Annotated in this window: 16 protein-coding genes; 2 read left to right on the plus strand and 14 right to left on the minus strand. The window is 27.2% G+C overall.

Features of this window, described 5'->3' with window-relative positions; translation table 11 throughout:
• Nucleotides 1-129 precede the first annotated feature (129 nt).
• The 8 genes from KQI30_RS17300 to KQI30_RS00270 all read right to left on the minus strand — a co-directional run bounded on the left by KQI30_RS17300 (nt 130) and on the right by KQI30_RS00270 (nt 5,009).
• Nucleotides 130-261 carry a hypothetical protein gene (locus tag KQI30_RS17300; RefSeq protein ID WP_294341624.1) on the minus strand — a complete coding sequence of 44 codons (132 nt, stop codon included), beginning with the start codon at nt 259-261 and terminating at the stop codon, nt 130-132.
• Nucleotides 258-725 (minus strand): hypothetical protein, encoded by a 468-nt coding sequence (locus tag KQI30_RS00240; RefSeq protein WP_216461150.1) that lies wholly within the window; start codon nt 723-725, stop codon nt 258-260. Before KQI30_RS00240 ends, KQI30_RS17300 begins: the two co-directional genes overlap by 4 nt.
• Nucleotides 700-1,074 carry a type II secretion system protein gene (locus KQI30_RS00245; RefSeq protein WP_216461151.1) on the minus strand — a complete coding sequence of 125 codons (375 nt, stop codon included), beginning with the start codon at nt 1,072-1,074 and terminating at the stop codon, nt 700-702. Before KQI30_RS00245 ends, KQI30_RS00240 begins: the two co-directional genes overlap by 26 nt.
• The gene (locus KQI30_RS00250) at nt 1,067-1,510 is read right to left on the minus strand and encodes a prepilin-type N-terminal cleavage/methylation domain-containing protein (protein ID WP_216461152.1); all 444 of its coding nucleotides are present in this window, start codon (nt 1,508-1,510) and stop codon (nt 1,067-1,069) included. The genes KQI30_RS00245 and KQI30_RS00250 overlap by 8 nt, the downstream gene beginning before the upstream one ends.
• Nucleotides 1,500-1,874: a prepilin-type N-terminal cleavage/methylation domain-containing protein gene (locus KQI30_RS00255; RefSeq protein ID WP_216461153.1), complete on the minus strand. Its 375-nt coding sequence runs from the start codon at nt 1,872-1,874 to the stop codon at nt 1,500-1,502. Before KQI30_RS00255 ends, KQI30_RS00250 begins: the two co-directional genes overlap by 11 nt.
• Nucleotides 1,871-2,908 carry a type II secretion system F family protein gene (locus KQI30_RS17460; RefSeq protein ID WP_367397818.1) on the minus strand — a complete coding sequence of 346 codons (1,038 nt, stop codon included), beginning with the start codon at nt 2,906-2,908 and terminating at the stop codon, nt 1,871-1,873. Before KQI30_RS17460 ends, KQI30_RS00255 begins: the two co-directional genes overlap by 4 nt.
• On the minus strand, nt 2,887-3,909 hold the full coding sequence (locus KQI30_RS00265) for a GspE/PulE family protein (RefSeq protein WP_216461155.1): 1,023 nt from the start codon (nt 3,907-3,909) through the stop codon (nt 2,887-2,889). The genes KQI30_RS17460 and KQI30_RS00265 overlap by 22 nt, the downstream gene beginning before the upstream one ends.
• An 89-nt stretch (nt 3,910-3,998) precedes the next feature.
• The gene (locus KQI30_RS00270) at nt 3,999-5,009 is read right to left on the minus strand and encodes a hypothetical protein (RefSeq protein ID WP_216461156.1); all 1,011 of its coding nucleotides are present in this window, start codon (nt 5,007-5,009) and stop codon (nt 3,999-4,001) included.
• A 126-nt stretch (nt 5,010-5,135) separates the two neighbouring features.
• Here KQI30_RS00270 and KQI30_RS00275 point away from each other — a divergent pair, with 126 nt between their 5' ends.
• Nucleotides 5,136-6,797 (plus strand): Rqc2 family fibronectin-binding protein, encoded by a 1,662-nt coding sequence (locus KQI30_RS00275; protein WP_216461157.1) that lies wholly within the window; start codon nt 5,136-5,138, stop codon nt 6,795-6,797.
• Between the two features lie 155 nt (nt 6,798-6,952).
• Here the strand turns inward: KQI30_RS00275 and KQI30_RS00280 are convergent, their stop codons facing one another.
• The gene (locus KQI30_RS00280) at nt 6,953-7,714 is read right to left on the minus strand and encodes a hypothetical protein (RefSeq protein ID WP_216461158.1); all 762 of its coding nucleotides are present in this window, start codon (nt 7,712-7,714) and stop codon (nt 6,953-6,955) included.
• Nucleotides 7,715-7,740: 26 nt separating this feature from the next.
• Nucleotides 7,741-8,784, minus strand: a complete 1,044-nt coding sequence (locus tag KQI30_RS00285) for a DNA polymerase IV (protein WP_216461159.1) — start codon at nt 8,782-8,784, stop codon at nt 7,741-7,743.
• 264 nt (nt 8,785-9,048) lie between these two features.
• Here KQI30_RS00285 and KQI30_RS00290 point away from each other — a divergent pair, with 264 nt between their 5' ends.
• The gene (locus KQI30_RS00290) at nt 9,049-10,464 is read left to right on the plus strand and encodes a spore germination protein (RefSeq protein WP_216461160.1); all 1,416 of its coding nucleotides are present in this window, start codon (nt 9,049-9,051) and stop codon (nt 10,462-10,464) included.
• 73 nt (nt 10,465-10,537) lie between these two features.
• Here the strand turns inward: KQI30_RS00290 and uraA are convergent, their stop codons facing one another.
• From uraA to lspA, 4 genes are all read right to left on the minus strand, one after another.
• Complete coding sequence (uraA, locus tag KQI30_RS00295; RefSeq protein ID WP_216461161.1) at nt 10,538-11,815, minus strand: uracil permease; 1,278 nt, start codon at nt 11,813-11,815, stop codon at nt 10,538-10,540.
• 10 nt (nt 11,816-11,825) lie between these two features.
• Nucleotides 11,826-12,359: a bifunctional pyr operon transcriptional regulator/uracil phosphoribosyltransferase PyrR gene (pyrR, locus tag KQI30_RS00300; protein ID WP_216461162.1), complete on the minus strand. Its 534-nt coding sequence runs from the start codon at nt 12,357-12,359 to the stop codon at nt 11,826-11,828.
• Between the two features lie 170 nt (nt 12,360-12,529).
• Nucleotides 12,530-13,441: an RluA family pseudouridine synthase gene (locus tag KQI30_RS00305; protein WP_216461163.1), complete on the minus strand. Its 912-nt coding sequence runs from the start codon at nt 13,439-13,441 to the stop codon at nt 12,530-12,532.
• Complete coding sequence (lspA, locus tag KQI30_RS00310) at nt 13,413-13,886, minus strand: signal peptidase II (protein WP_216461164.1); 474 nt, start codon at nt 13,884-13,886, stop codon at nt 13,413-13,415. The genes KQI30_RS00305 and lspA overlap by 29 nt, the downstream gene beginning before the upstream one ends.
• Nucleotides 13,887-13,899 lie beyond the last annotated feature (13 nt).

Below are 13,899 nucleotides of genomic sequence, written 5' to 3' on the forward strand. Positions count from 1 at the left end.
CATTATTATTATAACCTATTTAGTTAACCTAATACTATATTTTTAATATTTATTCTTAAATTATAGTATACATACATAAACAACAATGATATTTTATCAAAACTTATGATTATTTGCAAATTAAATACACTAATCTTTGATGTACTGATACTCTATATTCTTTTCTGTGTAAATAATCGTTTGTCTTTCTTTTATTAATATATTGGCTATCATAAACTCTAACATTATCATTACACTCATAATAATTACTATCCATATCATAATAAAGCCTCTTTTTTTATCTTTATACAACAAAAATTTTCCTCCCCACTTTTTGATTTCAAATATATGTATAATAATTTTTCAGAAGGTTCATAGTTAAATTTACATTGATCTATATACCTACTCATAAGAACATAATGTTTATCATCATTATTTACTATATATCTTAATCCTTTATCGCCTTTATTTATTATGTACCTTTTTTTATTATGAAAATAACTTATACTATCATCTTCAATTTTAAGTTGTGTTATTTCTTCTGATAACATGTGTGTTATTTGATCTGTAACACAACTTATATCTATATATTTTCTATTTTCATCAATTTTATTTATATACCTATTTTTTATATTATACATATACCTTAATGTAAATATCATGATTAATACATTAATCATAAGTAGAATTAGCAAATTAATTAAAATCGAACCCCTCTGTCTATTTTTTAATTTTATATACTTCATACCCACCTTCTACTCTTTCATATAATGTAATACTTATATTTTCATTACTTTTATATATATCAACATACTTATCTTTCTTTTTACCACATAGATCATTAAGCTTATTACTTTTTAGTTTTTTAAATTTTAAATTTTCCTCTGGAATTATTATATGATAATCTTTTTTATTATCTGCTATTGTCTTTTCTCTAATTACGTTTAATAACCTCATATTATGTTTAATTCTTTTGTTAGACATTTCTACCTTAGTATTTTTCTCAATAACTTTCATTACAATTACAGACATATATAGAAAAATAGCTATAGATAGTAATAGTTCTATCATTATAACGCCTTTTTTTCTATTCATAAAAAATATTGCTCACTCCTACCCTAATTGAAACATCATATTTCCTATCATACTTATCTTTAAACCTAACTTTTATTGATGTGTTTATATTTCCATCTTTCCCTAAGTTTATTTTTTGTTTATTTACCGTAGTGTCATCTATAAAAGTAAACTCACCTTTTAGGTTATAGTGATCTATTTCTTCTTTACCAATTGTATAAATCATCTTATTGTTTGTAGGCTGAATAACTATAATTCCTTCTTCACCTCTCCTTTTTGATATTTCTTTTCCTCTAAAAATGAAATTACCAATTTCATTTTTTATCATTTCTCCTCTATATAATGTTGCTTTTCTCTTATAGACCTTTATAAATGAACCTAAAGGAATAATTAAGGAAACAACAATAGATAACCCTAATATTACTTCTATTAGAGTAAAACCTTTTCTAATCTCCACTGTAAATTACTTTCCCTTCTAAATACAATTTATAAGTAAACTTTTTATTGTCTAATTTTAACCTTAATTCTTTACCTTTCTCTTTATACTTTACAGACTCTACACCTTCGCCTCCAATAGTAACTTCTAAATCAGTAACAGCTACAGTATTTTCAATTACTTCTTTTAATTGACTTATTTTATCTATACCATTCTTTTCATTATGAGCTTTAACATAGTCATATACTAATACAGAATTTAATATATATTTGTTTTTATCTACATTTTTTCTTATTTCAGTATAATTAGGTGCCACTATAGACATTAATATAACTAATATAGACAATGTTATTAGCACTTCTATTAGTGTAAATCCTTTTTTCACATAATTCCCTCCATATAAGAAAACATAGTTTCCATAACAGAAATAACTATAGATAATACAACTCCACCCATTATAATAAGCATAACAGGTCCTATCTTCTTTACTACTTTATTCAGCTTAATATTAAACTTTTCTTTTTCCATTTCTGTAACCTTCTCTATTGTCTCCGGTAAATATCCACTTTCTATTCCTGTTGTTATTAGTACCATAGATATATCATCAAAAATATATTTTTTATTTAATGCCACCGTTAAGTCGTTACCATTTCTTATATCTATTAATACCTTATTTAAAACTTCTTTTATAAATTTGCTTTTACAATCATATATGATATTTTCTATAGCTGTAGTAATTGGTACGCCATTATTTATAAGTAAGAATAATGATTCATATATTCCTATTCTCAAATTAGATAAGATTAATTCTCCAAAGATCGGTATTTTAATTGTAAAGTTATCATTGTTAGCTTTTATTTTCTCATACAACTTTACAATCAAAACTCCAATTATAAATACCATAGAATTTATAATTATATAGTTTCTTTTAAACCACAATGAAAATCTTACTAAAGTAGATATGTCACTTTTACTTACAGTAATAGTTGATGATAATTCTGGTACAATTATTATAAAAATTATATTAAACAAAATATAACATATAATAAGCACTACAATTGGATATGCCATAGCTTGTAATATACTTCTTCTCGTTTTAATCTTAGATTCTAAATTCTTGTGTATATTATAAAAAACCTCATCAATGTTGCCACTTTCTTCTCCTACCTTAATTGATTGTATTACATATCCATCAAAAATCTTTCTATTAGAGAAAGATTTGTATATGCTCTTTCCTTTTAATATCTCTTCCATTATTTTATTTAAGCTATATCTTAATTTATTATTTTTGCATTGCCTACTTATAATATCTAATGCAACAACTATAGATATTCCTGCCTTAGATAAAATACTTAATTGATAAAATAAGTTACTTATTTCTTTTGGTTGTATCCTTTTTAAACTAATAAAGATAAGTATTCCTCCTTAGGTATAATGTTTCTATCCCACAGCTCTTTGCAATAATTTCTAAGGGATATTTTATTCTTGCATAAATACTCTTTAGATAAATCATTTTTTAAATCATATCTATCATTTACTATATATTCTCCAGCAACAACTTTGCCATCATATCCCTTACCCCGACATATTAAACAATTAGGATCACTATTACAGTTACACCTTTTTTTAAGTAATCTTTGGTATATAACTGCTATCAATGTATCTTTAATAAGAGTTTTATCAATGCCCATATCTACAAGTCTATTAATAGCTCCATAACTATCATTACAATGTATTGTTGATATAACTAAATGTCCTGTAAGTGCCGCTCTAAGTGCTAGTCTTACTGTTTCTTCATCTCTAAGTTCACCTATGACTATAATATCTGGATCTTGTCTTAAAACAGACCGTAATATATTTGAAAAAGTAAAATTAGCCTTTTCATTGACTTCAACTTGGTTTGCAGAAGGTATTATATATTCAACTGGATCTTCAATAGTTATAATATTTTTACCTATAGTATCTATAGAATTTATTATGTTAAATAAAGTTGTTGTCTTGCCACTTCCTGTAGGTCCACCAATTAACAAAAGCCCACTATTAGCACATAATAGCAACTGTAATGTATCCTTAGGTATAAATTTTAATGATTCCAATGAATATGCACTTTTATTTCTTAAAATTCTAAGGTTAATTTTTTCTCCAAATATCGTAGGAAGTGACGAAACTCTAATACTGTATTCTTTTCCTTGAAATTTAATATTGAAACTCCCATCTTGACAAATTCTTTTTTTATCTAATTCTAATTTGCTCCTTACTTTAATTTTTGCAATAACACTTTGAACTTCTTCTTTTGAAAATTCTTTTTCTTCCTTAAGATCACCATTAATTCTAATCCGTAATACTCCTCTATCCTTTTTTTGTTCTATATGTATATCTGTTATATTTTCATTCGTTATATATTCTTCCAACTCATTCATTTTTTCACCTCATTAAGATTATTTGCCACTTCGCTGTAATTAATTCACATATATAAAAAAAAGGTAAGAATGTTTGTACTTTTACATTCTTACCTTATCTTTATTTCATCAGAATAAGTGTTAAATATTGTAACTTCTCTAGACTTAATATTCAATTTGTATAACTTATTATTTTTAAAATCAGCATCGTCGCCGACGAAGTATATATTATTTCCATCACTTACAATACCTCTATCGACATATATACTCTTTGGAAAGTCAAATGTCATTGTTCTCTTTTCACCGTCTGACGATATTTCATATATTCTCGTAGCGTCATCTGTTGTCACTCCAACTATATAATATTTATCATTTACACATAAAAAGTCTTCTATCTTTGTAAAATCATCTCTAGATGTTACTTTTTTACTATCTTTAAATATGCTTAAGTTATAACTTACTCCATCAAAAGTAAATATAACTTCTGAATTTCCAATAGCCTTATAGTACGTAATTATTCCATCTATATCAATTTTTCTTTTAGAAACTTTATCTTTTTTAATATCATATTGATATAATGCTGCTTCATTTCCTTTATTATGCACACCATAAAAATAAACTATATTATTTACAATTGAATAATTATCTCCAGATATTATATATTCACTAGGAATTTCTTTTTCCTCTTTAGTCTCTATATCAAATATTTTTAAACTATCTATAACGTCTTCTTCATTATAAGAATAGTAGCCTAAGTATTTTCCATTGTTGCTTAACTTTATATTTGAATAATTTTTAAAATCCTTCAAAGTTATTATACTATCTTTTGTATATATCTCTATGTAATTTTCATCTGCTTTTTCTTGTTTAATATCTACTACTACTAATGGTTCTTTATTATATAGTACATCTATAGTATTTTCTTCTGTATATAACACCTCATTTAAATCATCAAAATTATAGTATTTTACTCCGTTTCTATCAAAACCGATGATAATGTTTTGTTCAAGTTCTAAATATTTACCATCATTTTTTTTAGTATTCTTTGAAGTACATCCTTGTAACATCAATAATAAAATAAGTGTTAAAGCCATTACCGTCCTATAATACTTTAGCCTCATTCTTCCATTCTCCTTCTACTACTACATACTATATAGTACAATGACTTTTTTGAATTATCAATAGTACTTTATTTTAATTTTTATCAATGTTATACTAATAACCAAAGATAATAAGGAGATGATATCATGGCATTCGACGGTTTATACCTCCATTATGTTATAAATGAACTTAAAAGTATAATTATTAATGGTAGAATTAATAAAATAAATCAACCTGAAAAGGATGAAATAATTTTCACTATAAAAACAAAAAATCACGGGAAGGTAAAACTGCTAATTTCATCTTCCTCATCCTATCCTAAAATACATATTACAAATGAAATTAAAGAAAATCCCCTAACACCACCATTATTCAATATGGTGCTTAGAAAATACTTGAACAATTCTAAAATTATAGATATTGAACAAATAAAAACTGATAGAATAGGAAAAATTTCTTTTCTAACAACTGATGAACTAGGCTTTGATAGTAAATATAATCTATACTTTGAAATAATGGGACGTCACTCAAATATAACATTAGTAAGAGATAGAGATAATGTTATAATGGATTCTATAAAGCACGTAACAGAAGATATAAACAGGTTTAGAACCATTCTTCCATCTTTAGAATTTGTTCTACCACCATCAACTAATAAATTAGATCCATTTACTTTCACTAAAGAAGACTTTGAAGCCATTGCTTCAACTACAGACTTTAATACAGCCTTTGCATCTAAAGTATTTATGGGAATAGGTAAAGATATCTCTAAAGATCTATACCTAAAATATAATAATGAAGATTTATTCTCTTATATAAAAAATTACTTTAGTATATCTCCTGAATTTAATATATATATTGAAAATGGTGTTCCTTTTAATTTTTCATCAATGCCACTTTCATTAGATAATTCAACTTTTAAAAATTATTCCTCTCCTTCTCTACTTATTGAGGATTATTATAAAAAGAAAGATAAAGCAGATAGATTAAAGAATAGGACTTTAACACTTCAAAAACTTATTAATAATAATATTGAACGTTGTGTTAAAAAGGAAAAAATACTTCTTAAAACTCTTGAAGAAACTAAGGATAAAGACAAGTTTAAACTTTATGGTGAATTACTAACATCAAATATTTATGCTATTAAAGATGGCGATAAAGAAGCTAATGTATATAATTATTATACAAATGATTATATTACTATATCATTAGATCCTAATAAGTCTGTTTCCTATAATATTCAAAAATATTATAAGAAGTATAATAAACTTAAAAAATCTGAAGAGATGGCTAATATTCAATTAGAACATAATAAAATTGAACTAGAGTATCTAACCTCTGTTTTAACGAATATTAACTTAATTGAGAACTATAACGAAATAGATGACATAAAAAACGAACTTATTACTGAAGGATATATTAAGTTTTCAAAAAAGAAAAAGAAATCAACTTCAACAAAGCCTTTGAAGTTCATTTCTCCTGATGGAATAGATATTTATGTCGGAAAAAATAATATTCAAAATGATTATCTAACAACAAAATTTGCTTCTAAAAATGACATTTGGTTGCATACTAAAAATATCCCCGGTTCTCATGTAATAATAAAAAGAACCTCTAGTGATATTCCTAATACAACACTTGAATACGCCGCTAACTTAGCTGCATATTATTCAAAAGGAAGATCTGGCACTAAAGTTCCAGTAGATTATACCGAAATAAAAAATGTAAGAAAACCTAATGGTGCTAAAGCCGGAATGGTTATTTACTTAACTAATAAAACCATTTATATTGATCCTAAACCAATTTAAATAAAAAGGTATCGCAAAGTTTGTCAGCGATACCTTTTTATTAACTTCTATAATAATTTTATATCATATACAACTAATTTAATAAAACTAATCTATTCTTTGCAGCAAACTTTAACACTTAATATTTCACAGAAAATTATGCATTGTCCTAAAAATTACTTTCTATCTAACAAAACACAATCTTTTTCTTTTTTATCTCTTCCATCAAAAGGATTGCTTATTACTGCTTTAATAAATAATTGTGGATAGTTATCTTTAAGATATTTCATATATCTTACCCATTCTTTTGCTAGATATCCATAAGCTTTTGAAATATCTGCTGATATATGATTAATTTCATAATCCTCCATATGTTCGCTGCATCTACTATCCAGTTCTTCTCTAAGATGCATAATAGACATCATCATTTCTGTAAATTCTTCATGTTCTAATAATGTAGGATTTGTAATTAGGTTTATAAGTAAATCTTTTTCATTATCTAAAAGATTTCTTAAACTGTTCAAATCAACTTTTCCCATATTCACTTCATATTTATGGTTTTCTACAATCTTCTCTAATTGCTTGAAAGTTGTTTCATTACAATTAAGATTCACTATTGCATTTTCCTTTAAATCTTCTATATCATCATCTGACTCTGCAAATTCATGCAATAATCGTGTACCTACTTCCGTATAAAATACTCCAATTATCATATTTAACTTTTCAAACAAATGCTGATTTTGTCTTTTTTCTAAAAATTTATCTAACACTAATGTAGTAAAAAATACTTCCATAGGTATAAAAGCTATATCTGCAAATAAAAATATCAATGTATGATGTAAATCATTAAAAATAAGATAATGTCCATAATGTAATAATAATGACAAAGCTATTAAAGCTCCCCCTATTATAAATGTTTCTTTACGTCGTTTTTTCATTAGTTTCTCCTTCTCTTTTCCTCATTCTAATAAAATGTTAATTGCTGAAGATTATTATTATCTAATGATGAAATTGTAACCCCAATAAGCCGTATATATTCTTTTATATTAATTTCATCTAAGATCTTACATCCTTCTTCATATATCTCCTTTTCTGATGAAATAAATTTATTGAAAGTTTTACTTTTAGTATGATTTTCAAAAGATGCTGTCTTAATTTTTACAGTTATAGTTTTCCCACATATATTATTTTTCTCCAAATATTGGGCTATGAAATTTGAAAACTCCTTTATGTAGCTTTTAAGTTCTATTATATCTTTAGTATCTTCTTTCAATGTTATTTCCTTACCAACAGACTTTCTTTCTCTTTCTAAAACAACTTCTCTATTATCTATTCCTCTTATCCTATCATAGATTTCTATACCAAACTTACCAAAATATTCACTAAAATATTTTTTAGGCAAACCATATAAATCTTCTATTGTTCGAATACCTATATTATGAAGTTTCCTTGCAGACTGTTTTCCAAGGCCATGAACCCTTTCTATGGGAAGTGGATAGAGAATCATAGGAATCATTTCCTTCGTTATTACTTTTAATCCATTAGGTTTATTCCAATCTGAAGCTAATTTCGCCAAAAACTTATTGTATGAAATACCTACAGAAATAGTTAACCCCAAAGTCATAAGCACCTTACTTTTTATTTTTAATGCAATTAATTTTGGATCTTCATTAATATCTGTAACATCTAAATATGCTTCATCTATACTAACCTTTTCTACATTCTCTGTTATAGAAAATAATATTTTAAATACTTCCTTTGACACTTCTACATATCTACCATACCTCACTGGTAAAAAAACACCGTTAGGACATAACACCTTTGCCTTATATATAGGCATTGCTGATCTTACCCCATATTTTCTTGCTTCATAAGAACATGTAGAAACTACACCTCTTTCCGACTTTCCTCCAACAATTACAGGTTTTCCTTTCAGCCTTGGATTATCCGCTACCTCCACTGCTGAAAAAAAGGCATCCATATCTACGTGAAGAATTACCCTATCCATATTTTCACCTCATATTAAAGAATCACTTTACCTTTATACCCTTTTTATCTAATTTGCTACTTGTAATCTTTCTAACTAGTTCATAAATTACACTTACCGCTTAACTCTTATAAGCATACCTATTAATCTAAAAGCACTTCCACTTAGAGTTATTATACATATTTTTATCTCTCGATACAATAAATCAATATATTATTCTTTAGTATATTTATTTTTTATTTGTGGATACTATTTCTAGTATAAAAAAGAAAGCGGTGACGATATATGAAATTTTCATCAGAGTTTGAGAAAAACGTTTCTGAAATTCGTTCTAGGCTCCCCCTAGAAAAAAGTTTTGATATATTAGAAAGAAATATCACAATTCATAATAAAAAAGCATATCTTATCTTCTTAGATGGATTAACAAAAGATGATGCCCTAAGATCACTTATGAAATCAATATACTTCCTAAAAGAAGATGTATTCAAAAATCTAAAAACATCAAAAGATTTTATAGAAAAAGTTATTCCTAATATTGAAGTAGCAGAAGAAACAGATTTTGATAAAATAATCACTAGTCTTCTCTGTGGTCAAACTATTATGTTAATAGAGGGATATAATTCTGCAATTGTATTAGATATTCGTACTTATCCAGCTCGTGGACCTGAAGAACCAGATAAAGAAAAAGTACTACGGGGTGCTCGTGATGGATTTGTAGAGACTATAGTTTTTAACACAGCTCTTATACGCCGTAGAATAAGAGATACAAATTTAACTTTTGAAATGACAACTATAGGCTCATCATCAAAAACTGATGTAGCTATAGCATATATGAGTAATCTTGTAAACAAAAAAGCATTAAGTACATTAAAAAAGCGTTTAAATTCCTTAGAAGTAGATGCTTTGACTATGGGCGATGAAAGTTTGGTAGAATCTCTCAATTCTAACAGTTGGTTTAATCCATTTCCGAAAGTAAGGTACACTGAAAGACCTGATGTAACAGCAGCTCATATACTAGAAGGTAAGATTATATTATTAGTGGATAATAATCCTACAGCAATGTTAATTCCTACTTGCATATTTGATTTTTTTGAAAATATTGAAGATTATTATTTTCCATTTCTCACAGGAAATTATTTAAGAATAATAAGAAATTTTATATTTATTTCTCAAATTTTTATTACTCCATGCTATCTCTTACTAGTTCAATATGAGAACATGTTACCTACGTCGATGAGGTTTTTGCTACCATCAACTTCTTATACAGTTCCACTAATATTTCAATTTCTATTATTGGAATTAGGTATCGATGGTTTAAAATTGGCATCTTTAAATACTCCTAGTTCACTGGGAATGTCTTTATCAGTTATAGGCGCTCTACTTTTAGGAGAATATACAGTAAATACAGGATGGCTTATACCGGAGACAATTTTATATATGGCTATAGTTGCTCTAGCAAGTTTTACGCAACCAAGTATCGAATTAAGCTATGCTATAAAATTTCTTAGACTTATGATATTAATTTTCACTAGTATATTTCACATTTGGGGATTTATTATAGGAATTATATTATCAATAATAATTTTAGCCTCTACCAAAACTTTAACTGGCGAATCATATCTTTATCCATTAATACCATTTGACGGACCAGCTCTTAGAAAACTATTATTTAGATCTAGAATTAAATCTAATAAATCTTAAAAAGCTGCTGCACTTCTGTGCAACAGCTTTTAAGATTAAGTATACAATTTTTCACATACAATAGAACTTAAATTTATGATACTTCCTTTTTCTTTGGAAGAATTAAATTTAACGCAATTCCTACTATAGTAGATAAAGCAATCGTATCAATTGTTACTGGTATTGCTCCTATGTTAAATTCTAAAACAGTTTTTCCTATTCCTAATATCATAATTACTGAAACTATGATTAAATTTCTTTTATCTGCAAAATCTATTTTATCATCAACAAATATTCTAAATCCAGATGATGCTATTATTCCAAACAATAATATTCCAACACCACCAATAACAGGACTAGGTATATTTTTTATAAGTGCTGCTACCGGACCAATAAAAGACATTATTATAGAAAGAACTGCTGCACCACCAATTACCCATACAGAATAAACTTTAGAAATAGCCATAACTCCTATATTCTCTCCATATGTAGTATTTGGAGGACCTCCTACTAACCCTGCAAAAGTTGTAGCTAATCCATCACCTAAAATAGATCTATGTAATCCAGGATTCTTTGTAAAATCTCTTCCTACAACACTATTAACTACATATAAATGACCTATATGTTCTGCTAATGTAACAAAAGCTATTGGTGCCATTATAACTACTGCATTTATTGAATCTTTATTGAATTTTGGCAACATAAATTGTGGCATTTGAAAAATTGGCGCATTTACTATTTCTTTTATTGCTTCTTCTGGAACTATTCCAACTACAAAGGATAAAACATATCCAGATATCATAGCAATAAGTATTGGTATAACTGAAAGAAATCCTTTAAAATACGTAGTACCTATTATAGCAATTGCTAAAGTAACTATTGCCACTAAAATAACTAATGGTCTATTTTCTACTGGTGAGGACAATGAAAAGCCTGCCATTTCCACAGCAGTAACTGCTAATGATAATCCAATCAAAGCTACTACTGATCCTACAACTACTGGCGGTAAAGCTTTATCAATCCACTTAATTCCTACTAACTTTATAATTCCTGCTACAATAATGTATACTAATCCTGCTGCAATTACTCCAGATAACATTACTGGTGTTGAATATTTGTCTTTAACTAAAATAATAGCTCCTATAAATGCAAAAGACGAACCAATAAAAGATGGTATCTTACCTTTTGTTGCAAATATATATAGTAATGTTCCAATTCCTGAACAAAATAGTGCCATAGCTGGTGGCAATCCTGTAAGTTGTGGTACTAATATTGTAGCACCTACCATAGCAAATAAATGTTGCAATGATAACGGAATCGTTTTAAGGATTGGTAATTTTTCTTCTACATCAACATAATCTTTTTTATCCATGATTTTCCCCTTATTCATATATACTTACTAAATCTTTATTATCTATTTCAACAAGAGATACTTTTATCATCTCATGCCTAGAAGTTGGTATATTCTTTCCAACATAATCAGCTCTTATAGGAAGTTCTCTATGCCCTCTATCAACTAACACAGCTAATTGTATAGAATTAGGTCTTCCAACTGCTATAATAGCATCAATTGCTGCTCTAACAGTCCTTCCTGTATAAAGAACATCGTCTACTAATATAACTTTCTTATCTCTAACTTCTACTCCTAAATCCATATTTTCTATTGAACTATCACCTAGAAAAGTATTTACATCGTCTCTATATAATGATATATCAACATCTCCAACGGGAATTCTATTTCCTTCAATAGTTTCTATAAAGTTGGCAATTCTATTAGCTAAAGGAACACCTTTTCTCTTTACTCCAATTAAAACTAAATCATCAGTTCCTTTATTTTTTTCTATTATTTCATGAGAGATTCTTTTTAGTGTTCTTCCTATTGCTTTTTCATCTAGAAGTTCTGCTTTCAAATTCATTTAATCACCTCAAAGTAATATTTTATAAGTTAACTAAAAAAGCCTACTTCTCACGAAGTAAGGCATTAATATACAAACCTATAATTATGTTTCACTAGCCTAACCTTGTGACCTCACGGGATCAATTAAAGATTAATTCTAATGTATTATATCAAATCTTCTCTACGTCATCAAGTATTTCCTAATGCTTGTAATACTTTTTGAAATTCCTTTGGCACATCACTAGTAAATTCCATATATGTACCTTTGGTAGGATGTATAAAACCTAGTTTAGCAGCATGAAGCATTTGTCCATTGACTTTAAACTTCTGCTTCTTATACCCATATACTGGATCTCCTACTAAAGGATGACCTATTGATGCCATATGAACTCTTATTTGATGAGTCCTTCCAGTTTCCAAAGTGCATCTTACCATTGTATTACTCTTAAATCTCTTTTCTACAGAATAATGAGTAACAGCCCTTCTTCCACCTTCTACAATAGCAATCTTTATTCTCTCTTTGGGATCTCTAGCTAATGGTTTATCTATTGTACCACTATCACTTTTTATTACACCTTCTGTAATAGCTACATATTCTCTAGTTATAGAATGCTTTTTAAAATCCTCACTTAATTTCATATGTGCAAAATCATTTTTAGCTATTACTAGTATTCCCGAAGTATCTTTATCTATTCTATGAACTATTCCCGGTCTTACAACACCATTTATACCAGACAAATCTTTACAATGATATAATAATGCATTTACTAAAGTTCCAGAATAAACCCCAGGAGCTGGATGTACAATCATACCTTGAACTTTATTAACGATTATTATATCATCATCTTCATATAATATTTCTATTGGGATATTTTCTGGCTTAATAGTGCCCTCAACAGCATCAGGAAACTTAACTTCCACTATATCATTTTCTTTTAATTTATAGTTACTTTTTCTTACACTATCATTTACTTTTACTAAATCTTCTTCAATAATATTTTGAAAAAAGCTTCTTGATTTATCGCTAAATATAGTTGTTAGGAATTTATCCAATCTACTATTATTGTATTGTTCACTTACTACTACTCTTTCTTCTTTCATCTATTTCTTCCTTTATAACATATAAAATTAAAAATCCTGCTCCTATACATACCAATACATCAGCCACATTAAAAATAGGAAAAGTATATTTATTATAATAATGTAACTTAAAAAAGTCTATAACATATCCTTGAAAAAATCTATCATACATATTTCCTAATGCTCCTGCAATTAGAAAAGACAATGATAAATCAAAGATTCTATTTTTCTTTCTATATTTTAATAGTACCACTGTCATTAAGATAACAGCTATTAATGAAACAAAAGCTAACAGCATCGTCTTAGTTGAAAGCATAGAAAAAGCCGCACCAGTGTTTTCATAATACTCTAATGAAAATAGACCTTTTATAATTTGCTTTTCGTAACCTCCACCTAAAGCATCAAATGCCATTACCTTTGTAACTCTATCTAAAATAAAGCCTAAAACTATTATTATTAACTCCATTTTTCCCCCAAAA

Origin of the sequence: Clostridium bornimense, from assembly GCF_018917145.1 — a bacterium.
In the GTDB taxonomy this organism is placed as follows: domain Bacteria; phylum Bacillota; class Clostridia; order Clostridiales; family Clostridiaceae; genus Clostridium_AN; species Clostridium_AN bornimense_A.